The sequence below is a fragment of the Paraburkholderia hospita genome (assembly GCF_002902965.1).
Classification (GTDB): domain Bacteria; phylum Pseudomonadota; class Gammaproteobacteria; order Burkholderiales; family Burkholderiaceae; genus Paraburkholderia; species Paraburkholderia hospita.
This window is the reverse complement of sequence record NZ_CP026108.1, coordinates 934,958-951,142: the sequence shown is the minus strand read 5'-3', so window position 1 is coordinate 951,142 and position 16,185 is coordinate 934,958. Positions and strand designations below refer to the sequence as shown.

The window sequence follows — 16,185 nt, the reverse complement described above, 5'->3', positions numbered from 1 at the left end:
GGAAGCGAAATGAATTCGTCACCGGCCGGTGTCGCGGTAGTCCTCATCAAGAACGACGATGGCGGCTTGGTAAGCGAAAGCTTCGCTCATGCTGCCGCTTACCCGTAGTAGAACCAGCGACGGATTTCAGCCCGCTCCCGCCTGCTCATCACAGGAATTGTGGAGACCAGCGGAAGGCGGCCGTAGCTGAAGTGCGAGTGGCAAGCGACGCATCGGAATGGCGCGTCGATCGTGCGGGTGTTGACGATGAACGGCGTCTTGCCTCCGCAATCGCGGCAGAGCGTTTCGAGAGCTTGCCGATGTACAGGGCAGCATCGTTCATCGGTTAGCTGGTAGAGCACACTGTGGTAGCCGTGCGCTGCGCACTGTCGACAGAAGCGGAACGCCGGATGATAGTAATCGGAAGCAGACGCGTCTAGCAGCGACAAATCCAGGACACTCTTTGGCAGGCGCAGCAGCTGACGCAAATGCCTAGGTTTGAAAAGCTTGCGCACGGGCGCGGCTCCCACGGACGGATTGATATCCGGCAGTAACTTCTGGACGAGAAAATCGGCTGGAAGCGCATTGGCGCAGCGGAACTTCCAGAGTATCGACAGGAGTGACTCTCCCGGCATTAGCCAGCCGAGGTTGAAGACGCTCCCGAGCGAAGGATCGCGCCCGCCAAATGCAAGTATTGGGAAACGTGGCGCCCTGAGCGCCACCGTCTCACACGGTGGCAAGGACGCGACCGGTTGCATGGCGCGATTGAACGTAGCCGCAGTGACGAACAGCGTGAGTCCACAAGGCTGTGTCAGGGCAGTAACCCGGCGCGTCCCTGAGTTCGCTGTCCTTGAGCACGATCTCGACAGCGCGCGCGAAGGACTCCATGGGCAAATCTAACGGTACGGGCAAACTCGCCTTGTGGTGTGCCTCTTCGAAGGCCTGCCATAGCGTTGCTGCGTCGCCTGTCAGTCGATAGCCCGCGTCGAAGGCATGAGGTAGATAGAAGCGGGTGAAGCTCCGGGGGGTGCATTCAGGATAGGCGGTCTGATCATATCCATTGAGGCACGTTGCGATATCCTCGGCGTTGCGGATGCCGGCGAATGCCAGTTCTTCGACCATGAGACGTGCGACGATCTGCGTTTTGTGCGCAACCTGAAGGGCCGTCTTCTGTGCGAGCAGCTCCTCCTGTCCCACGAGAAATGTGAAAAGCTTGATCTGCTGGCGATCGAGCGCGTCGTGTACATCGCGTAGCCATTCATACTCGTGATCGTTGAGTCGTTGGGCTTCGTCGCAGAACAGGATGACGGTGCCGCTTCCGGCCCGGGCGGCAGCCTCACGGATGCGTAATGAGAGTCGTGTTCGTTTGCTCGATGTCGTGCCAGCGTTCGGCGCCGTATCGCCAACGGCCTCCAGCAGGGTCGCAAAAAACGGGCCCTCGGCGTGGCGCGGCTTGTGCTCGCACTGGGCATGGTACGTGGTGATCTTGGGATGCTCCCTTGCCAGCAGACGGCGGACGTACTCTATGGCACGAGTCTTTCCGACTCGCGACGGGCCATAGATGAGGGCGCCCATGATCCGGTAACGAAGACAGCGCATGACAAGTTCGTAGAAGCCTTCGATCGCGGGTGTGGCGAGACGGTAATTGCCGGTGACCAGCGGATGCAGCGAAGGATCGATCGGACGCGGGATCTCTAGCGACATAACGCACTCCCCAGAGTGATGAAGTTAAAAGACCTGGCCAGTGCCGATTGAGAGTTTTCGTGGACGCACCGGTGCAGGTGGCGCGAGAGAGGCGAGGGCGTTCGCTTGCGTCTGCATCGTTGACTGCGCGCATGGAACTGCAGTTTCGACCTTGCGATCCGGACCGACAGGTGTACGTACGTTCGGTGCTGACGCCAGCAGCTGCTTCGTACGGGCGAGATCCGTCGCGGCCTTCCGGGTTTTCCTCGCCTGTGTGAGCTTCTGCTGAACGTAGGCTTCTATCGGATTGGTGTGCGAGTCCGATAACCGTCCTCGCTTGCCTGACTGCCGGCAGATTTCCTGACGCAGCTTGAGGTTATGCGGGACTAACTGCCACGCGCCCTGTGCATCCAGTACACCTAATTCCGTGCCATCGGCAAGGAAAGCCCGTACCGAACGAAGATCATCGGCGTTCATATAAATCAGTAGATGCTGGCCAATCAGATCCGTGCTCGCGGCAAGCACGCGGTTTGTGTAGCGGACACGATAAAGATTGATGTGAGGTCGCACGCCCTGCCCAATATAGGCGCGAACGCGGCAGCGCCTTGCCGACTGCATGAGGCAGAGCGTGCGGCGGCGCTGTTCCGCGAGCCAGGCGAGCAGATTTTGTCCGCTGCGCACGAAGTACTCCATTGCTTCGAGCGGCGTCGCGTTGTTGAGCCCGGCGTGCGGCGTCCCGTTATAGTTGGCGATCGCGTACTCGACCAGTTCGCCAAGTTCGTCGAGGGAGACGTAAAGGCGCAGGTCGCCTTTAGGATCAGCCAGTGCCCGACGCAAGTCCCGTGGATTCGAGCCGGTGTAGCCAGGCAATCGCGACGACAATCGGCTGGCAATCGTGCCGAAGAACCGCTCAATGTAGGGCCGCTCATCGGGACTATATTTCGGTCCAGCGTCCGCCACGCAGCCGACGAATTCGCATAACGCTGTCAATGTCTCCTGCGCCAGATTTGCTTTCGCGTTGTCGAGCTTGATCCATTCCCAGGTTGCATAGGCCAATTCCGGCAGTCGTTCCGACGGAAAGCCATCATGCGTTCCGCGGGATAGGCCCGCTATCGTGAATGTCCGCGCATGGTGAGGCTCAAGGGCATTCTCGATTGTCTTGATCACGTCGTAGCGGCAATATTCTCGAGCTATATGCGCAAGTGAAGAACGATGTCCTGATACTCGCAGGCTGTGTTAAAGCGGACGCCCGCACAAACACAGCAGAGGATCTGCATGATGACGGCAAGACGAACGACCATCCGGCGACTGCCCTTGACCGAGGTCGTTGACCGCGACACACCCGGCGCGACGCCGGTCAGTATCACCACTCCCGAGGGCGGCACCATCTATCACACGATCCCGCTCGCAGACCCCGAGACCGGCAAGCGACGCGACACCCGCCCGAAGTGGATCGCAGGCACCTTCCCGCTCTTTCCCGTTGTCCGACTTGCTGACGGTGCGCCGTGGGCTGAGGCGAACCTCTGGCTCATCGATATGATCGAGTCGAAGTCGTCGCCGAACATGCTGACGTTCGCCAGCATCGCTGACGACCTGGTAGCGTTCCGTCGTTATCTGGATGACGAGGGTATCGACTGGCTCGTCTTCCCTGTGAACAAGCGGCAACGTCCGACCTACCGCTATAGCGCATCGATCAAGCTGGCCGTGCAGGCAGGCGACCTGTCTGCGGGTGTCGCGAAGCGTCGTATGGGTGCTGTAGCGCGCTTCTATCGCTGGCTCATAACCGAAGCAGGCTTCAAGCCCGCGAACGCGCCGTGGGTCGAATCTGATCGTTTCATCGAGTTCAAGGACCAGAAGGGCTTCAGCAGCGTGATCGAAGTCAAGACCACGGACCTGTCGATCAGTGGCCGGCGCGTAGAAGACCCGTGGGACGATCACATCCAGGACGGTGGTCGCCTGCGCCCGCTCCCCTCTGCCGAGCAGTCGGCGCTGATTGAATCGTTAGCCGCACTCGGCAACACCGAGATGACGCTCGTTCATCTGTTCGCGCTGTTGACGGGCGCCCGCATCCAGACGGTACTGACCGTGCGCGCGAAACACGTGATGCACAAGCCTGACGGGTTTCACGGCGACGACATCCGTCTCGCCTGCGGGCCAGGTACCGGCATCGACACGAAGCGCGGAGTCAAGGGCGTGTTGCACCTGCCGCGTGGTTTCTATGAGCGGCTGTACGTCTACGTGCACAGCGATCGTGCGCGCAAGCGTCGCCAGATGGCAGATGGCGGCGATCACTTCGACCAGCCGCTCTTTCTGAGCCATCGCGGTGCGCCGCTCTACGAGGACTGCGCGTCGCGCGCCCCGGTGAGCACTGGCCCGCACGTACGCCGTCACGTCAAGACGGGGCAGGCCGTGCGTCAGTTCATCAGGGACGAACTGTTGCCCACGATGAGCGTGAAGCTCGGCAACCCCAGGTACGCGTTCAGCTTCCACGACCTGCGCGCGACTTACGGGCTGAACATGGTCGACACGATGACAGCAAATGAGACGAAGTACACCCGGGCACTCGATCAGTTGCGGCAGTTGATGTGGCACGCCCGGCCGTCTACCACTGAGATTTACCTCGACTACCGCGAAAACCGCAAGCTGTTCGACGCTGTGCAGGACGGGTGGGGTGCGCACCTGTCGACGCTTGTCACGCTCGCCCTCGATTGCGCGGTGGCATCATGAAGCGCCTCTACGATGAAGTGCACATGCCGCTCACGGAGGGCACGACGCTGCTGCATCCCGAGCGCGCGCTGCTCAAGTGGGAAGGCATTAGCAATCGTTCCGATATCGGGCAGATCTGCTACCTGACGCGCGACACGTCGAGCACGCGGCACACACGACACACTTTCGACCATACAAGCTTCAGCAGCGAACGCGCCAAGGTCGTACGCATGCTGGTGAAACAGCTTTCCGAGCGCTTGACCCTTGGTGCAATGCGTCCGAATACGGTCTATCTTGCTCTGCGCGGCGTGCTTGACTTCGTCAACTGGGCCGACAGGCTGGGCTTGCATCAGGTGCTCTGTGACGAGAAGGCTACGGCGGAGGCGGTTCATCGTTACTTTCGTGAGAAGCGTGAACAGGTCTCGCTGGGCAACCTGAACCACAATCCCGTCGCGCGCATGCAGCCTAATCTGTTGTCGATGCTACGTGAGTTCTTCAGAAACGACGAGTTCTGCGCCGATGCGAGAGTGCTGCGCCAGCAACAGTATGCTTGTGCACCGACGGTTGTGCCCGACGCCGAGGCACAAGCCGCCTTGCTCGCGTGGGCTGATGCACTCTTCAGCAACATCAGCGCGCTGGTGCTCGACTTCAAACCATATCCGGTGCGCGTGACCACGGCGCGAGGTGAGAATCTTTGGCTTGTTCCGCACACACATGGCCGTAGTGCAGGGCACGACTCGAACGGCTTGCTTGGCTGGAACCTGGAGACGGGACAGCTGCGCACCCGGGAAGAACTCATCAGGCGCATGGCCGACGGTGGAACTAAAAATCCTCGCAATCGTTCGTGGGCCGTCGCGCGGTTAACGGCTAAACATCTTACAGCGGCCAACGAGGACGCACAGTCACCGATCCGCCGCTCGCACGCTTCGATGGCGGCCTTTTGCTTCGCCGCGCTGTTTCTGGCTGAAACGGGCGTCAGCCTCGCGCAGCTGCTGGCAATGAAGTGGAGCCCGGAGCTCGCCGCGAGCCTGCAGGATGCGTCTGTTGTACGTCAGAAGTTTCGCGAGATTAAGTACCGTGCAGGTGGAATGGAAGTTACGTTCACCGTCTCGCTGGCCTTCATGCCAAAGCTCAAGGCGTATCTGGCATTGCGCAAGTATCTTGTCCAGGACGCAGACTGTGACACGTTGTTCGTCGTACTCGGGCATCATGCGCAGCTGCGGCGGCTAACGGGTCTCTCAATCCAATTCCTTGATCGGCTTTACAGTCGACTCGGTACGCTCGGGATTGTGCTGCCGCGCATTAGCGCACGTCAGTGGCGTGCGGCAAAGCAGGATTGGGCGGTGAGCAATCACGGCCCTGTCGTCGCAGCCAGGCTGATGGGTCACTCCTTGGCCACGGCGCTGCGCTCGTATTCGAACGGCACGGACACCGCGCACAGGGCTGAGATGGGCGCATTCCTCGCTTCAGTCGAGAAAACCGTGCTGAAGGCCGGCAACGACCCGGCGGGCACCATCAAGAGCGCGGTGGGCGTCTGCATCGAGTTCCACAAGCCTGCGCCAATCGCAGGTTTGGTAACCGTACAGCCTGACTGCCGCTCGACCGAAGGGTGTCTCTTCTGCGACCAGTACCGCGTGCACGCTGACGCCACCGACATCCGCAAGCTGCTGAGTTGCCGTCAGTGCGTCAGGCTCGTGAGCGGGCGGGTTGGCTCCTTCGAGCAATACGAGAGCTCGTTCGGCGCGGTGCTACGGCGCGTTGACTTCCTGCTGGATGAACTGCGCAAGCGCGACGTCGCGCTGGTTGGTCAGATCGAGCACGACGTTGAGATCAATGGAAATCTGGACGCTTTCTGGTCGACCAAGCTTGATCAGCTTTACGAATTGGGAGTGGCATGAACAATACGCTGATCGCGGCGCTCGCCGAGCGCCCCGACTGGTATCGCATCGAAGACGATGCGGTCGTCGCGCGCGACACGGATGGACATCCCGCTTCGCTGTTTGGTGACGACGCCTGGGACATCCGTGCATACACGATTGGATCGCGCCGCACCCATATCCACTTTAGGGGTCACCCGCTTAACGACGCCGGCCGCATCCTTTCAGACACGACTGCGCGTCAGTGGAAGCAGCTCATGTACTTTCTGATGCACGAAGCGACCGAGACGGTACCGGCGTCCAGTACGCTTCTAGCTTGTTCAGTTTACCTGAAGGACTTTGCTTTCTTTGCCGCCGAACACCAGCTTACCCTTTATGAGGGGCTATCCAACGTCGCCGTTGTTCTGGACTATGCGGCACAAGCAGGGATGGACATGAAGGCCCAACGCCTTCATTCGATTCTGGCGAAGCTTCACCGGGTGGGCGCCGAGGCAACAGGGCTGCGCGTGCCATTGGCGCAACTGCATAAGCCTCTGCTCGAACGCTCCGCGCCACGCGCCGGAAACTCACAATACCCGGTCATCCCGACGCGGATCTACCAGCACTTCCTGTCGACGTGCGAGCATGACCTCGGGATCGCTGAGAGCGTCGCGAACGCGCTGTCGGACTACCTCGCGCGCGCATACGCTGGCGAACGCCCCGACGTCTGTGCCGCACTGAAGACGGCTGCTGTCCATTTCGGCTGCAAGGACTCCCTTTACGTCGTCTTGTCGCTTGTGGCGTCGATCAGCGCGTTATGCCAGCTTGTCATCCTGTCGTTCACCGGCATGCGCGCGATGGAAGCAGAGAACCTGCCGTACGACTGTCTAAGCGAAACCCGGCTGGATGGTGTGACGCACTACGCCATCGAGGGCGTGACGACCAAGCTGTCCGGCGGGCGTCCCAAACGCGCATGCTGGGTGACGAGCCCGCTCGGTGCTCGCGCCGTCAGGCTCGCACAGCGGCTGTCGGGCGAGGCGCACCGTGCGCACAGCGCAACAGGCTACGCCGAATCGACGGACGGTTCCCACCTGCTGTTCTGTCGGATGGGTCTGCATCTTAAGTACGTGGCAAACCGGGCGCCCAGTACCATACATAGCGAAGTCGAAGCTTTTCGTAAGCGCGTCTTCCCGACGATCACGCCCGAGGACATTGCTGAACTGAAGCGTGTCGACATGCACCGCGCATGGGAAGACGAACCGAAGTACGCGGTCGGGCAGCAGTGGCCGTTTACGCGTCATCAGCTTCGCCGCTCGCTCGCGCTGTATGCGCAACGCAGCGGCCTCGTCACGCTGCCGACGCTCAAGCGTCAGTTGCAGCACATCACGCAGGAAATGAGCATGTACTACGCTCGTGGCTCGGCGTTTGCGAAGGACTTCACCGACACCGACAAGGCTCACTTCGCGAAGGAATGGGCCGAGGCACAGGGCCTGTCCGAGTACCTTGCGTACGCTGAGCAGGTGCTGTTCTCTGACGAGCGGCTGTTCGGCGGGCACGCAGCATGGACACAGAGCCGTGCTGTGCAGGCGTCGCCTGTGTCGGTCTACTCACGCGAGCAGACGGTGAGGATGTTCGGGAAGGGCGAACTGGCGTACCACGAGACGGTGCTGGGCGGCTGCGCCAGCGTCGAGCCGTGCAAGTCGACGCCGCTCGACTGGATGCGTCTGGATTGCCTTGAATCGAACTGCCGTAACCTCGTCGTCGTGCCGTCGAAGCTTCAGCGCGTGATCAAGGCGCAGCAGGCCATGGTCGAGAAGCTGCGCGCTGTCGATGAGGCGAGCGTCGAGAGCCGCATCGAGGCACAGACGCTGCAACGACTGCTTGACGCGCAAGAGAAACTGATGACACCGGAGGCCGCATGAGCGATGCCATGACTGACTACTACGCCGCCCTTGAGCGGCTGAAGAAGCGCAAGGGTGCGCGTATCAACAACGATACCGTGGCGATCGAGGCGGGCCGCAAGAAAGGCAGCGTCAAGAAGTCGCGCCCTCAGTTCGCCGAGCTGATCGAAGCAATCGATGCGGCCAACGCCGCAGCCGAGCGGCCAAAGCTAGAACTGACCGAACGTCTGAACCGCGCGAAGGGCAACGCGAAGGATCTGCAGGCACAGCTTGACGAGTCGCTGGCTCGTGAACTCGCCCTGCTGCGTCAGGTATTCAGCCTGCGCAAAGAACTGGCCGCGCTGCGTGGCGGTAGTGTTCTGCCCTTGCAGTCGCGCTAGATCTCGAAATACGATATAGCAAACTTGTGGAGGAAGATGGACACGCGACGGTCGTTGTGTCCACTTTTTCTCCCAGTCTAATGGACACCCCGCAGTCTGCCGATTCCAGTATTTTCAAGGCTCCGCTTGATGTCCATCCTTTTTCTCTTGCGCGTAGAGCCAAAGCAATGTGGTAACCGAGCACGGCGCGCGTACACACGTCTATGATGGCAAGAAGCCAAACTCTTTCCATCTCGAATTCATGCGCAAAGCCGAGTGGATCCCGCACGACGACCTTGAGCCGGATGTCGAGCCGGTGGCCATCGAATTCGACGACCTGATACGGTCGCGTCGCTACCGGAGCACCTGCAGCTTCCCGGCGTGGTAGACCCTTCAGATGCGACGCGCCCGCTGAACGGGCGGCGGTGCCGAACGTACGCAACATCTCTGCTTTTATGACTCGGGAAAGCGATCGGAGCGCACGGTCGGCCGTGTTGAGCGGATAGTCGCCGGCCGTTAACCCGACAGAACGGCATTGCTGCAGGAAATCATCGTGTAACGCTTTCAAGCCACGGAGGCGAGTTCGCAAGTGACCATCGGTATGTAGCTGCTCAAGCAGTCCCTTGCGACGTTTGACCTGAAGAAGCAGCCATCCCGCAAGCGCCGGATGGCGCTCAAAGAGTTGAGCCAAAGCGCCAGCGGTACCTCGACTGCCGCGCTCCCCCTTCAACTCTACCTCGCGCAGGCGCTCATACTCTACAATTCGTATAAAGGGGAATAGTCCCCGGAAGCCGAAAGGTCGCCCGTCGGGATGTTGCGCCTGCACGCGGTCGAGCCAGCGGTACAGTTGGCGACGATTGATGCCAATAGACTCCTCGATTGCACGGATCGATTCCCCATCGATGTAACGCAATATCGCCTGTTGGCGCTTCTCGAACCTTGCCCGCATCGCCGGGTCGAACTCGGCGTAGGCAACAGTCGGCCAGGCGCTTACGTCGATGGTTTGCAGATTGGGTTTTCGACGGTTCATAGGTGCGCGTCCGTAACGACAAACGACGTGAGCAGGGACAGCGATTGCGTTCTCAGTTCCTGAGCGCTGGCCCTGCCGTCATGTAGCAGACCGAACAGGGCCGCGCGAACCAGAACGGGATCGGTTGACGCAAATTCCCGCTCGAAATCAAGCAATCTCTGAGATTGTTTGGGGAGCTGGGCGATTGCTCCCGGCAGCGTCGGCGGAACGAGTCCCCTATTGGTTACAAGGTAGGGGAGCATGCGTTGCCAGTTGTCAAGCCAGACGCGTGCAGCGGCGAGCTCAGCTGCCGTGACAAACCGGATCAGCAACTCGCTGTCGTGACCGTCGCAAGGTGATACAGTTGCCGAAATATCGATGTCATGTTCACTAAGGATCACTAATTCCTGATGGCCAAGTAGTGGGACCAGAAGTCAATGAGCCTGCGGGATCCGTTGACCAGAACATAGCCCGGGCGTTCGCAGAATGTGATCACTTGAGGATTTGTCTCGAGGAGTAGCCATTGATCCAGCGATGGGCGCCGATAAAACATGACGCGGCGCGCAAGCTTTGGGCTGAACGCTTCGAACCGATGAGCGCCGCGTGAGCGGACGAGCGGGGTCGGCTCACGCATGTGCAGAGAATGTTCCATAAGTTCGGTAGCTTACGGACGGGATTCGAAGTGTAGGAGGCGAAGTGACAAATTTAATCCGCACTTACGCGAGTTGACGTTTTCATTCCGATTCGACGGTAAATAAAAGCGTCACCAATATGGCGCCTTGGCCCGTGGTTGCGGAGCCGGGATAGTGACAGATTCATTACGGTCTACGGCTTGCCGGCCAAATGTCTGTTACCTGCCCGGATGGTGCCGGTGTGAACAGGGCGCTCCATACTTCAGTTCATAGTGAACGCCCGCCCCAATACGGGTTGACGGAAAGCGGTCCCCCTCAACGCATGTGGCATCAAATGTCCGGCCCTCGTTGTCGCCACCTTCGAGAACCTGACACGCTGACGATTTCGCGGGGTCCGAAAGTGTCTGCCCTGGTGCCTCCTTACGTGCGCCTCTCATTACTCGGGCGAATCTTCATCAGCTTCTTCGCCGTCTTCCGACTTGATGCGGGTGGTTCCACCCGTCGCCGGCGGGTCGCTGGCGGGGAAGGTGTCATCGATAGCTTTGTCGATGTCGTCCTCGGACTTCTCAGTGGTTGGCTGCTGTTCCTTCGGCTTGGTGGTCATGTATGACTCCAGGTGGTGTCGTGAGTAATTCGATAACAGCAATGCTTGTTCCGGGACTGGGCGCGAAGCAGGTGCATCGCGCGTTCTCGCCGCTAGCGCCCGGTTCTATAGTCGATTGTTCTTGCCTGGTTATTCGCGCTTGCATCTTGTTACGGCTCCGCCTTCCATGGACTCTCGCGTTTCTTTTCAATTGCATGCTCTGTCGTGCTAGTTTGGATATCTAAGTAGAAGTGCGTATCACGCAGGAGCAAATTCGGACCCCTGGGTTTTACCCTTGAGAAAGGCATATCAGCCGGGAAGGTCGGTGCGAGGAAGCTGGAGAAGGTAGGGCAACTGTTAGGGCTGCATGCTGCGCCCCGTCGACGCAAGGGAAACGTGGGTTAGGAACGGTCGACGCATTGGGTCGCTTAGAAAGAGCGCATCCTGGACGCACGCGCGACCGCGTGCCGGAGGCACCTCGCAAATGCATGGGACCCGTCTGCGTCCACCTTTTCGCCCGCGCAAGGAACAAGGCGGCGTACCCTTCGCGGCGAAAGGACAACGCGTTATGATGGTGTACTACACAAAAGATGCGGGCCGAGCGAACCGGTGACACGAGGGAGCGTGGATATCGATGCATTAATTGCATCGCACTGGAAGAGGAAAGTCGGACGATTTTGACGGACGAATATCTTATGGATGAACGGAAGCGGGACAGCATGGTTGCTTATCTCCGCCGCCGGATGAAAGAGTTTGGCATAAAGCCAGAAGACCTGGCATCAGTGCTGGCGAGCGACCAATCGGAACAGAAAGAAGCACGCTACCGCAATGCGACGGGCGAGGTTTGGAGCGGCGAAGGGGAAATGCCGCGATGGCTGAAGCAGGCAATTAGCGCCGGGCAATCATTAGAACATTTTGAATTATCGTCGCAGGCGGCTGTGCCACTGACGGGTAAAGCCGTCGACTGGCGCGATGACCCATTTGCGGGAAGCCCGCTGGCGCGCCGGGATGGTCATTAGCGAAGTCGTGTCTTTATGGGCCGAGTGACGGAAGCCCCGTGGGACCGGGACTCCGAGCCAGATAAGTTTTGTTTTCGGGAATCCGACCTGCGCGCGGCGAAAACTGGCAGTAGTCGGGAATCGCTTCGGTCAACCGTTGGTGTCGACCCACTCGCGAGCCCACGCTATGCCGGCCGCCATCGCTTCTTCTTCCGTTTGAAAAAACTCAAGGACGCCGCTGGTCCCAACGACTCGTCCCGCCTGAATGACTGTCCCACTAGAAGCAAAAACTTCGCCCTCGTGGATTGAATGACCGTAAATTGCGTATCCTTTATAGAGGTCTGTTTCCATCGTAGTCGCTACAACGCTGTGAACCGTATATCGGTCGATATAATGGTGTACCGTCGAAAATCAAGTGCCCTTTCGCGACCGCGCGCCAGCGGGCAGAGCTCAACTGATAGAGCCGCAGTGCGTGAACGTGGCGCCGAGCTCAGTCCGAATCGTCAGGGGTAGCGATTCATCGCGTCGGGCGGTGCCGGAGGCGATTCGGACGAGAGCACGCCATGGCGCGAACGCTCATCGTTGAACAGAATGCGCAGACGCTCCAGCGCTACCAGGTTTGAGCGAGTCTCGTCGCGCCAGGCCCGCTGTACCGCTCCGCAGAGGCCGTCCATTTCGACAATGAGCTTTCGCATCCTCAGAACATCAACTATCAGGCGCCGGACAGTGCTGTCGTACTCAGCACCGCACCCGCACTGGCGCCACAACTGGGTAACTCTGCGAGCGTCACGGAGGGCATCTGTGGCAAGGTGCGACGGGTCAAGAGATGCCTCCGATGCTGTATGAATATACAGTATCGCGTAGGTCGACTGCGCTCGTCAATTGCCCGGTTGGTCTAACGGCAGCGCAAGTTACGCGCTGGCTGCCGGACCCGCGGAACACCTCATCGAAGTCGTTTTATCGCAGTGGCCAGTGATTGACCGCTCGCCCAGTAGTCCGTCCAAGGGTCCTGCGACTGGAAGCTGAGGTATTCACGTGCCGTCTGGACGTTCCATTGCGCACCGCTTTTCAGGTCGCCGAGCTGTTCCCAAGAGACCGGCATCGATACTCCCATTCCTGGCCGTGCGCGGGCTGAAAACGCAGCAGCGGTGGTCTGCCCCATCCCATTGCGCAAATAGTCCACATAGACCTTGCCGACCCGATTCGAGGGGCCGGATATGGCCGAAAAACGTTCCGGAATTGTCTTCGCGAGATGTCGGACAAAGGCTTGCGAAAACGACTTCACTGTCCCATAGTCCAATCGCGAGTTCAGCGGCACGACGACGTGCAATCCCTTTCCGCCGCTCGTCTTCAGCCACGCCTTCAGCCCCAGTTCCGAGAGCAACGTTCGGACGAGGATTGCGGCCTCCTGTACGGTGCCCCACTTCACTCCTTCACCGGGATCAAGGTCGAAGATGACCCGGTCGGGGCTGTCGAGCCTGAGGACAGTTGAGTTCCACGTGTGGAACTCGACCACGTTCATTTGCGCCGCAGCCAGAAGCGCATCCACTGTATCGACGGTCAACAAAGGCGGATGCTTTGGCCACAGCTCGCGGTCTTGTACTGTCAGCCCTGGCGTCCCCGTACGCTCCACGTGCTTTTGGAAGAAGAGTTCGTCGGCGATGCCGGAAGGGGCGCGGACCATCGCCACCGGCCTGTCCTTCAGGTGAGGGAGCATCCACTCCGCGACGCTTGCGTAGTAGCGAACGAGGTCCGCTTTCGTGATGCCGACGGACCGGTCAACGATTCGCTCGGGGTGAGTGATTTTCAGCTCGGGAAGATGCGCAGGCGCCTGCGTCTTGCCTCCTTCGCGGACGACGCTGTCGGCAGGTTTGTCGAGGCGTAGTCCCTTGTACGACGCTTGCCGCACGACTCCGTCCGCCGTCCACTCGGCGAATTCGACCTCGGCTACCAACGTGGGTTGAACCCACCGCTCGCTCCCGGCCGCGCGTCTGGACCACCGCCGTGCTTTTGTGACGTGCACATCGAATGGCGCTGAACTTACCTCCAATGGAGCGAGACGGCGCCAGAGGTCTTGCGCGGTTCGCGAGTCCCAGCCAGTCCCAACGCTGCCGGCATCACGAAGTTTGTCGCCATCGTAATAGCCAAGCAGCAGGCTGCCTACTTCCCCGGACTTACCGCCGCGCCCGGTAAAGCCGCAGATGATTAATTCCTGACGTAATCGCGCTTTCGCTTTCAACCAGGTTTGCGTCCTTCCGGACTCATATCGCGCGTCGCGCCGCTTGAGCATGAGCCCCTCGAGACCCAATCCGGAAGCCGCTTCGAACACTTGTGCCGGCGGTGCCTCGAAGTCAGGACTGAACCTTAGCTGCTGCCCCGCAGCATCGAGAAGGCGCGCCAGCCGCGCGCGCCTTGACCACAGAGGCACTTTTCTCAGGTCTTTCCCGTCGAGATACATCAGGTCGAACAGGAAATAGACGATGTCCTGATTGGCTCGTCTGTCAATCGCATTCTGAAGCGCGGAAAAGTTCGGCAAACCGTCTTTCATTACGGTAATTTCGCCGTCCAGCCATCCACTCGAAAGCGGTAGGTCACCAAGCTCCTTCACAAGAGCAGGAAATTTGACTGTCCAGTCGTGTCCGCCTCGCGTCAGGAGCAGTACGCGTCCCTCGTCGACGCGGGCAAGCAGGCGGTAACCATCTAATTTGGTCTCGGTAATCCAGTCGCCGCTCGCCGGCAGCGAGGTTGCCAAGGTAGCAAGCTGCGGCTCGAGCTTCGCAGGGAGCGGTGCGCGCACTGCAGCTGACAGGTCAACCTCTGGCTCGGAACCGCGTGCGGGTCTGGCTGACTTCGGCTCGCGTTCTTCCACCAGCCCGAGTGGATTCGAAACGACGCTATCGGGGAGCGCCTTGATGACGTCATACTCCGCCAGCGGGCGAGCCCATTCATCCCGCTTCTTGAAAAGCATCCACTGGTCTTGCCTGTCGTCCGGCTTCGATATACGCACCAGCTCCCACAGCCCGGCGAGCTTCTCACCGTGAAGTCGGAAAACGAGCTTGCCAGCCTCCATGCCCTTGCTCGCGTCACCGACCGGCTCCCACGCGCCACGGTCCCAGACGATGACGGTACCAGCGCCGTACTGTCGTTCCGGAACGGTGCCTTCAAAGGTTGCATAGTCGACTGGATGGTCTTCAACATGTACGGCTATCCGCTTCTGTTTCGGGTCGTAGCAAGGGCCTTTTGGTACAGCCCAGGACAGGAGGACGCCATCGAGTTCAAGACGGAAGTCATAGTGCAGCCGGCTCGCCCAGTGCTTCTGCACAACGAATCCGTTTCCGGCACCACCGGGCTCTCGGGGAGTAGATGCGGATGGTTCGGGCGTGACGAGGAAGTCCCGCTTTTTACGGTAGCGAGACAGTGGCGGAGACGTCTTGTCGCGCGAAGAAGCCATCAGAGGATTTTAATGGAGCGCACCGCCTGGTTGATACGCGTCGCGAACGCCCAACGCTGTCGGACCCTTCTGCCAACCTTTCGCGCAGCAAGGGGCGTTCCGAAGCGGGCGGCTTAGCCAGACTATCGCTATTCGCGGCCGCACGCAGGGGTAATCCGCGCCGTGCGGAAATGCAAGGGCACGCGAGCGTCGCTGGTAACAGACGCCTTCGCGCATCCCCAGAGCGACGAAGAAGCTGAAATCAAGCAGCTCGTCGACCGATACAATGCAAACCAGGCTGCGGTGCTTGAGGAGGAGTTGTTCAAACAACGCGCACGACTGGTAGCGGCCGAGCGAACGCTGCATACAAAGCCAACGAAAGCGGCTACTGAAAACAAACGCATTGCAACGGACAAAGTCGAAGCGACGCTTCGTCGGCTTGATGACATCAAGCGAACCGAGAGCGAACCACGAGATTCGCGAATTTTCCCAGGACATTACGCGCCAGTCCTCATTCAGGAGGCGGGGCAGCTCGTCGTGCGACCGATGCGATATCAGTGCCGGATTGCGGGCAAGCCGGCGAACTATGATTTCCGGTTTCCGGGGACCTACAACGCCAGGCTGGACAGCCTCGCGAAATTTTGGGCTCCGCTTTTCGGATACTCGCACGGCATTATGATTGTCGACTCGTTTTACGAGAACGTCGCGAGGTCGAAAATGGAAGGGGTTGTGCTAGCTGGGGCGGAAGAGGACGAGAACGTCATCCTTCAGTTCACGCCGCGCGACGGGAGCAGAATGCTTGTCGCCTGCATGTGGTCAAAATGGACGGCGCCTGGCGAGCCGGACCTGCATTCTTTTGCAGCTATTACGGACGAACCGCCGCCAGAGGTTGCTGCGGCCGGTCACGACCGATGTATCGTGCCTATCAAGGAGAAGTACATCGACGCATGGCTAAACCCCGACCCGAAGTATCTCGACGCCTTGTACGCGATACTCGCTGACAAAGAGCGGCCGTCTTATGAGCACAAGCTGGCGGCTTAGGGAAGACA

General features: G+C 59.8%; 13 protein-coding genes and 2 pseudogenes. 6 read left to right on the top strand and 9 right to left on the bottom strand.

The annotated features are described in order from the left end of the window. Nucleotides 1-98: 98 nt before the first annotated feature. The 3 genes and pseudogenes from C2L64_RS48700 to C2L64_RS48690 all read right to left on the bottom strand — a co-directional run. Nucleotides 99-737: a TniQ family protein gene (locus tag C2L64_RS48700; RefSeq protein ID WP_158660650.1), complete on the bottom strand. Its 639-nt coding sequence runs from the start codon at nt 735-737 to the stop codon at nt 99-101. Next, nucleotides 706-1,683: an ATP-binding protein gene (locus C2L64_RS48695; protein WP_103154318.1), complete on the bottom strand. Its 978-nt coding sequence runs from the start codon at nt 1,681-1,683 to the stop codon at nt 706-708. Before C2L64_RS48695 ends, C2L64_RS48700 begins: the two co-directional genes overlap by 32 nt. A gap of 24 nt (nt 1,684-1,707) precedes the next feature. After that, nucleotides 1,708-2,856: pseudogene (locus C2L64_RS48690) on the bottom strand (integrase); the annotation flags it as partial. Between the two features lie 120 nt (nt 2,857-2,976). Between C2L64_RS48690 and C2L64_RS48685 the strand changes: the two are divergent. From C2L64_RS48685 to C2L64_RS48670, 4 genes are read left to right on the top strand one after another with little or no spacing between them, the layout of a single operon-like run. Further along, a complete protein-coding gene (locus tag C2L64_RS48685; RefSeq protein WP_244212288.1) occupies nt 2,977-4,389 on the top strand; it encodes a site-specific integrase in 1,413 nt (470 codons plus the stop codon). After that, on the top strand, nt 4,386-6,266 hold the full coding sequence (locus C2L64_RS48680; RefSeq protein ID WP_103154317.1) for an integrase: 1,881 nt from the start codon (nt 4,386-4,388) through the stop codon (nt 6,264-6,266). Before C2L64_RS48685 ends, C2L64_RS48680 begins: the two co-directional genes overlap by 4 nt. Then, nucleotides 6,263-8,146: an integrase gene (locus tag C2L64_RS48675; protein WP_103154316.1), complete on the top strand. Its 1,884-nt coding sequence runs from the start codon at nt 6,263-6,265 to the stop codon at nt 8,144-8,146. The genes C2L64_RS48680 and C2L64_RS48675 overlap by 4 nt, the downstream gene beginning before the upstream one ends. Beyond that, a complete protein-coding gene (locus tag C2L64_RS48670; protein ID WP_103154315.1) occupies nt 8,143-8,505 on the top strand; it encodes a hypothetical protein in 363 nt (120 codons plus the stop codon). The genes C2L64_RS48675 and C2L64_RS48670 overlap by 4 nt, the downstream gene beginning before the upstream one ends. A 157-nt stretch (nt 8,506-8,662) precedes the next feature. Here C2L64_RS48670 and C2L64_RS48665 read toward each other — a convergent pair. The 3 genes and pseudogenes from C2L64_RS48665 to C2L64_RS54410 all read right to left on the bottom strand — a co-directional run. Next, nucleotides 8,663-9,514: pseudogene (locus C2L64_RS48665) on the bottom strand (helix-turn-helix domain-containing protein); the annotation flags it as partial. After that, a complete protein-coding gene (locus C2L64_RS56175; RefSeq protein ID WP_322790675.1) occupies nt 9,511-9,894 on the bottom strand; it encodes a hypothetical protein in 384 nt (127 codons plus the stop codon). The gene C2L64_RS56175 and the pseudogene C2L64_RS48665, both read right to left, overlap by 4 nt. 667 nt (nt 9,895-10,561) lie before the next feature. Continuing rightward, nucleotides 10,562-10,729, bottom strand: coding sequence for a hypothetical protein (locus C2L64_RS54410; protein WP_167449619.1), 168 nt, complete (start codon nt 10,727-10,729; stop codon nt 10,562-10,564). A gap of 674 nt (nt 10,730-11,403) precedes the next feature. On the opposite strand from C2L64_RS54410, the gene C2L64_RS48655 reads away from it, so the two are divergent. Further along, nucleotides 11,404-11,727 (top strand): H-NS histone family protein, encoded by a 324-nt coding sequence (locus tag C2L64_RS48655; protein ID WP_103154313.1) that lies wholly within the window; start codon nt 11,404-11,406, stop codon nt 11,725-11,727. 129 nt (nt 11,728-11,856) lie between these two features. Here C2L64_RS48655 and C2L64_RS48650 read toward each other — a convergent pair whose 3' ends face one another. From C2L64_RS48650 to ligD, 3 genes are all read right to left on the bottom strand, one after another. Then, nucleotides 11,857-12,057, bottom strand: coding sequence for a hypothetical protein (locus C2L64_RS48650; RefSeq protein ID WP_103154312.1), 201 nt, complete (start codon nt 12,055-12,057; stop codon nt 11,857-11,859). A 152-nt stretch (nt 12,058-12,209) separates the two neighbouring features. Then, on the bottom strand, nt 12,210-12,401 hold the full coding sequence (locus tag C2L64_RS48645) for a hypothetical protein (RefSeq protein WP_103154311.1): 192 nt from the start codon (nt 12,399-12,401) through the stop codon (nt 12,210-12,212). Between the two features lie 248 nt (nt 12,402-12,649). Further along, nucleotides 12,650-15,157: a DNA ligase D gene (gene ligD, locus C2L64_RS48640; protein ID WP_103154310.1), complete on the bottom strand. Its 2,508-nt coding sequence runs from the start codon at nt 15,155-15,157 to the stop codon at nt 12,650-12,652. 162 nt (nt 15,158-15,319) lie between these two features. On the opposite strand from ligD, the gene C2L64_RS48635 reads away from it, so the two are divergent. Beyond that, entirely contained in the window at nt 15,320-16,177 is an 858-nt protein-coding gene (locus C2L64_RS48635; RefSeq protein ID WP_244212287.1) for an SOS response-associated peptidase family protein, read from the top strand. Nucleotides 16,178-16,185: the final 8 nt, after the last annotated feature.

Bases quoted from the DNA above. Each gene is read 5' to 3' on its own strand.
- C2L64_RS48700 (WP_158660650.1), bottom strand. From the start codon at position 737: ATGCAACCGGTCGCGTCCTTGCCACCGTGTGAGACGGTGGCGCTCAGG.
- C2L64_RS48695 (WP_103154318.1), bottom strand. From the start codon at position 1,683: ATGTCGCTAGAGATCCCGCGTCCGATCGATCCTTCGCTGCATCCGCTG.
- C2L64_RS48680 (WP_103154317.1), top strand. From the start codon at position 4,386: ATGAAGCGCCTCTACGATGAAGTGCACATGCCGCTCACGGAGGGCACG.
- C2L64_RS48675 (WP_103154316.1), top strand. From the start codon at position 6,263: ATGAACAATACGCTGATCGCGGCGCTCGCCGAGCGCCCCGACTGGTAT.
- C2L64_RS48670 (WP_103154315.1), top strand. From the start codon at position 8,143: ATGAGCGATGCCATGACTGACTACTACGCCGCCCTTGAGCGGCTGAAG.
- C2L64_RS54410 (WP_167449619.1), bottom strand. From the start codon at position 10,729: ATGACCACCAAGCCGAAGGAACAGCAGCCAACCACTGAGAAGTCCGAG.
- C2L64_RS48655 (WP_103154313.1), top strand. From the start codon at position 11,404: ATGGATGAACGGAAGCGGGACAGCATGGTTGCTTATCTCCGCCGCCGG.
- C2L64_RS48650 (WP_103154312.1), bottom strand. From the start codon at position 12,057: ATGGAAACAGACCTCTATAAAGGATACGCAATTTACGGTCATTCAATC.
- C2L64_RS48645 (WP_103154311.1), bottom strand. From the start codon at position 12,401: ATGCGAAAGCTCATTGTCGAAATGGACGGCCTCTGCGGAGCGGTACAG.
- ligD (WP_103154310.1), bottom strand. From the start codon at position 15,157: ATGGCTTCTTCGCGCGACAAGACGTCTCCGCCACTGTCTCGCTACCGT.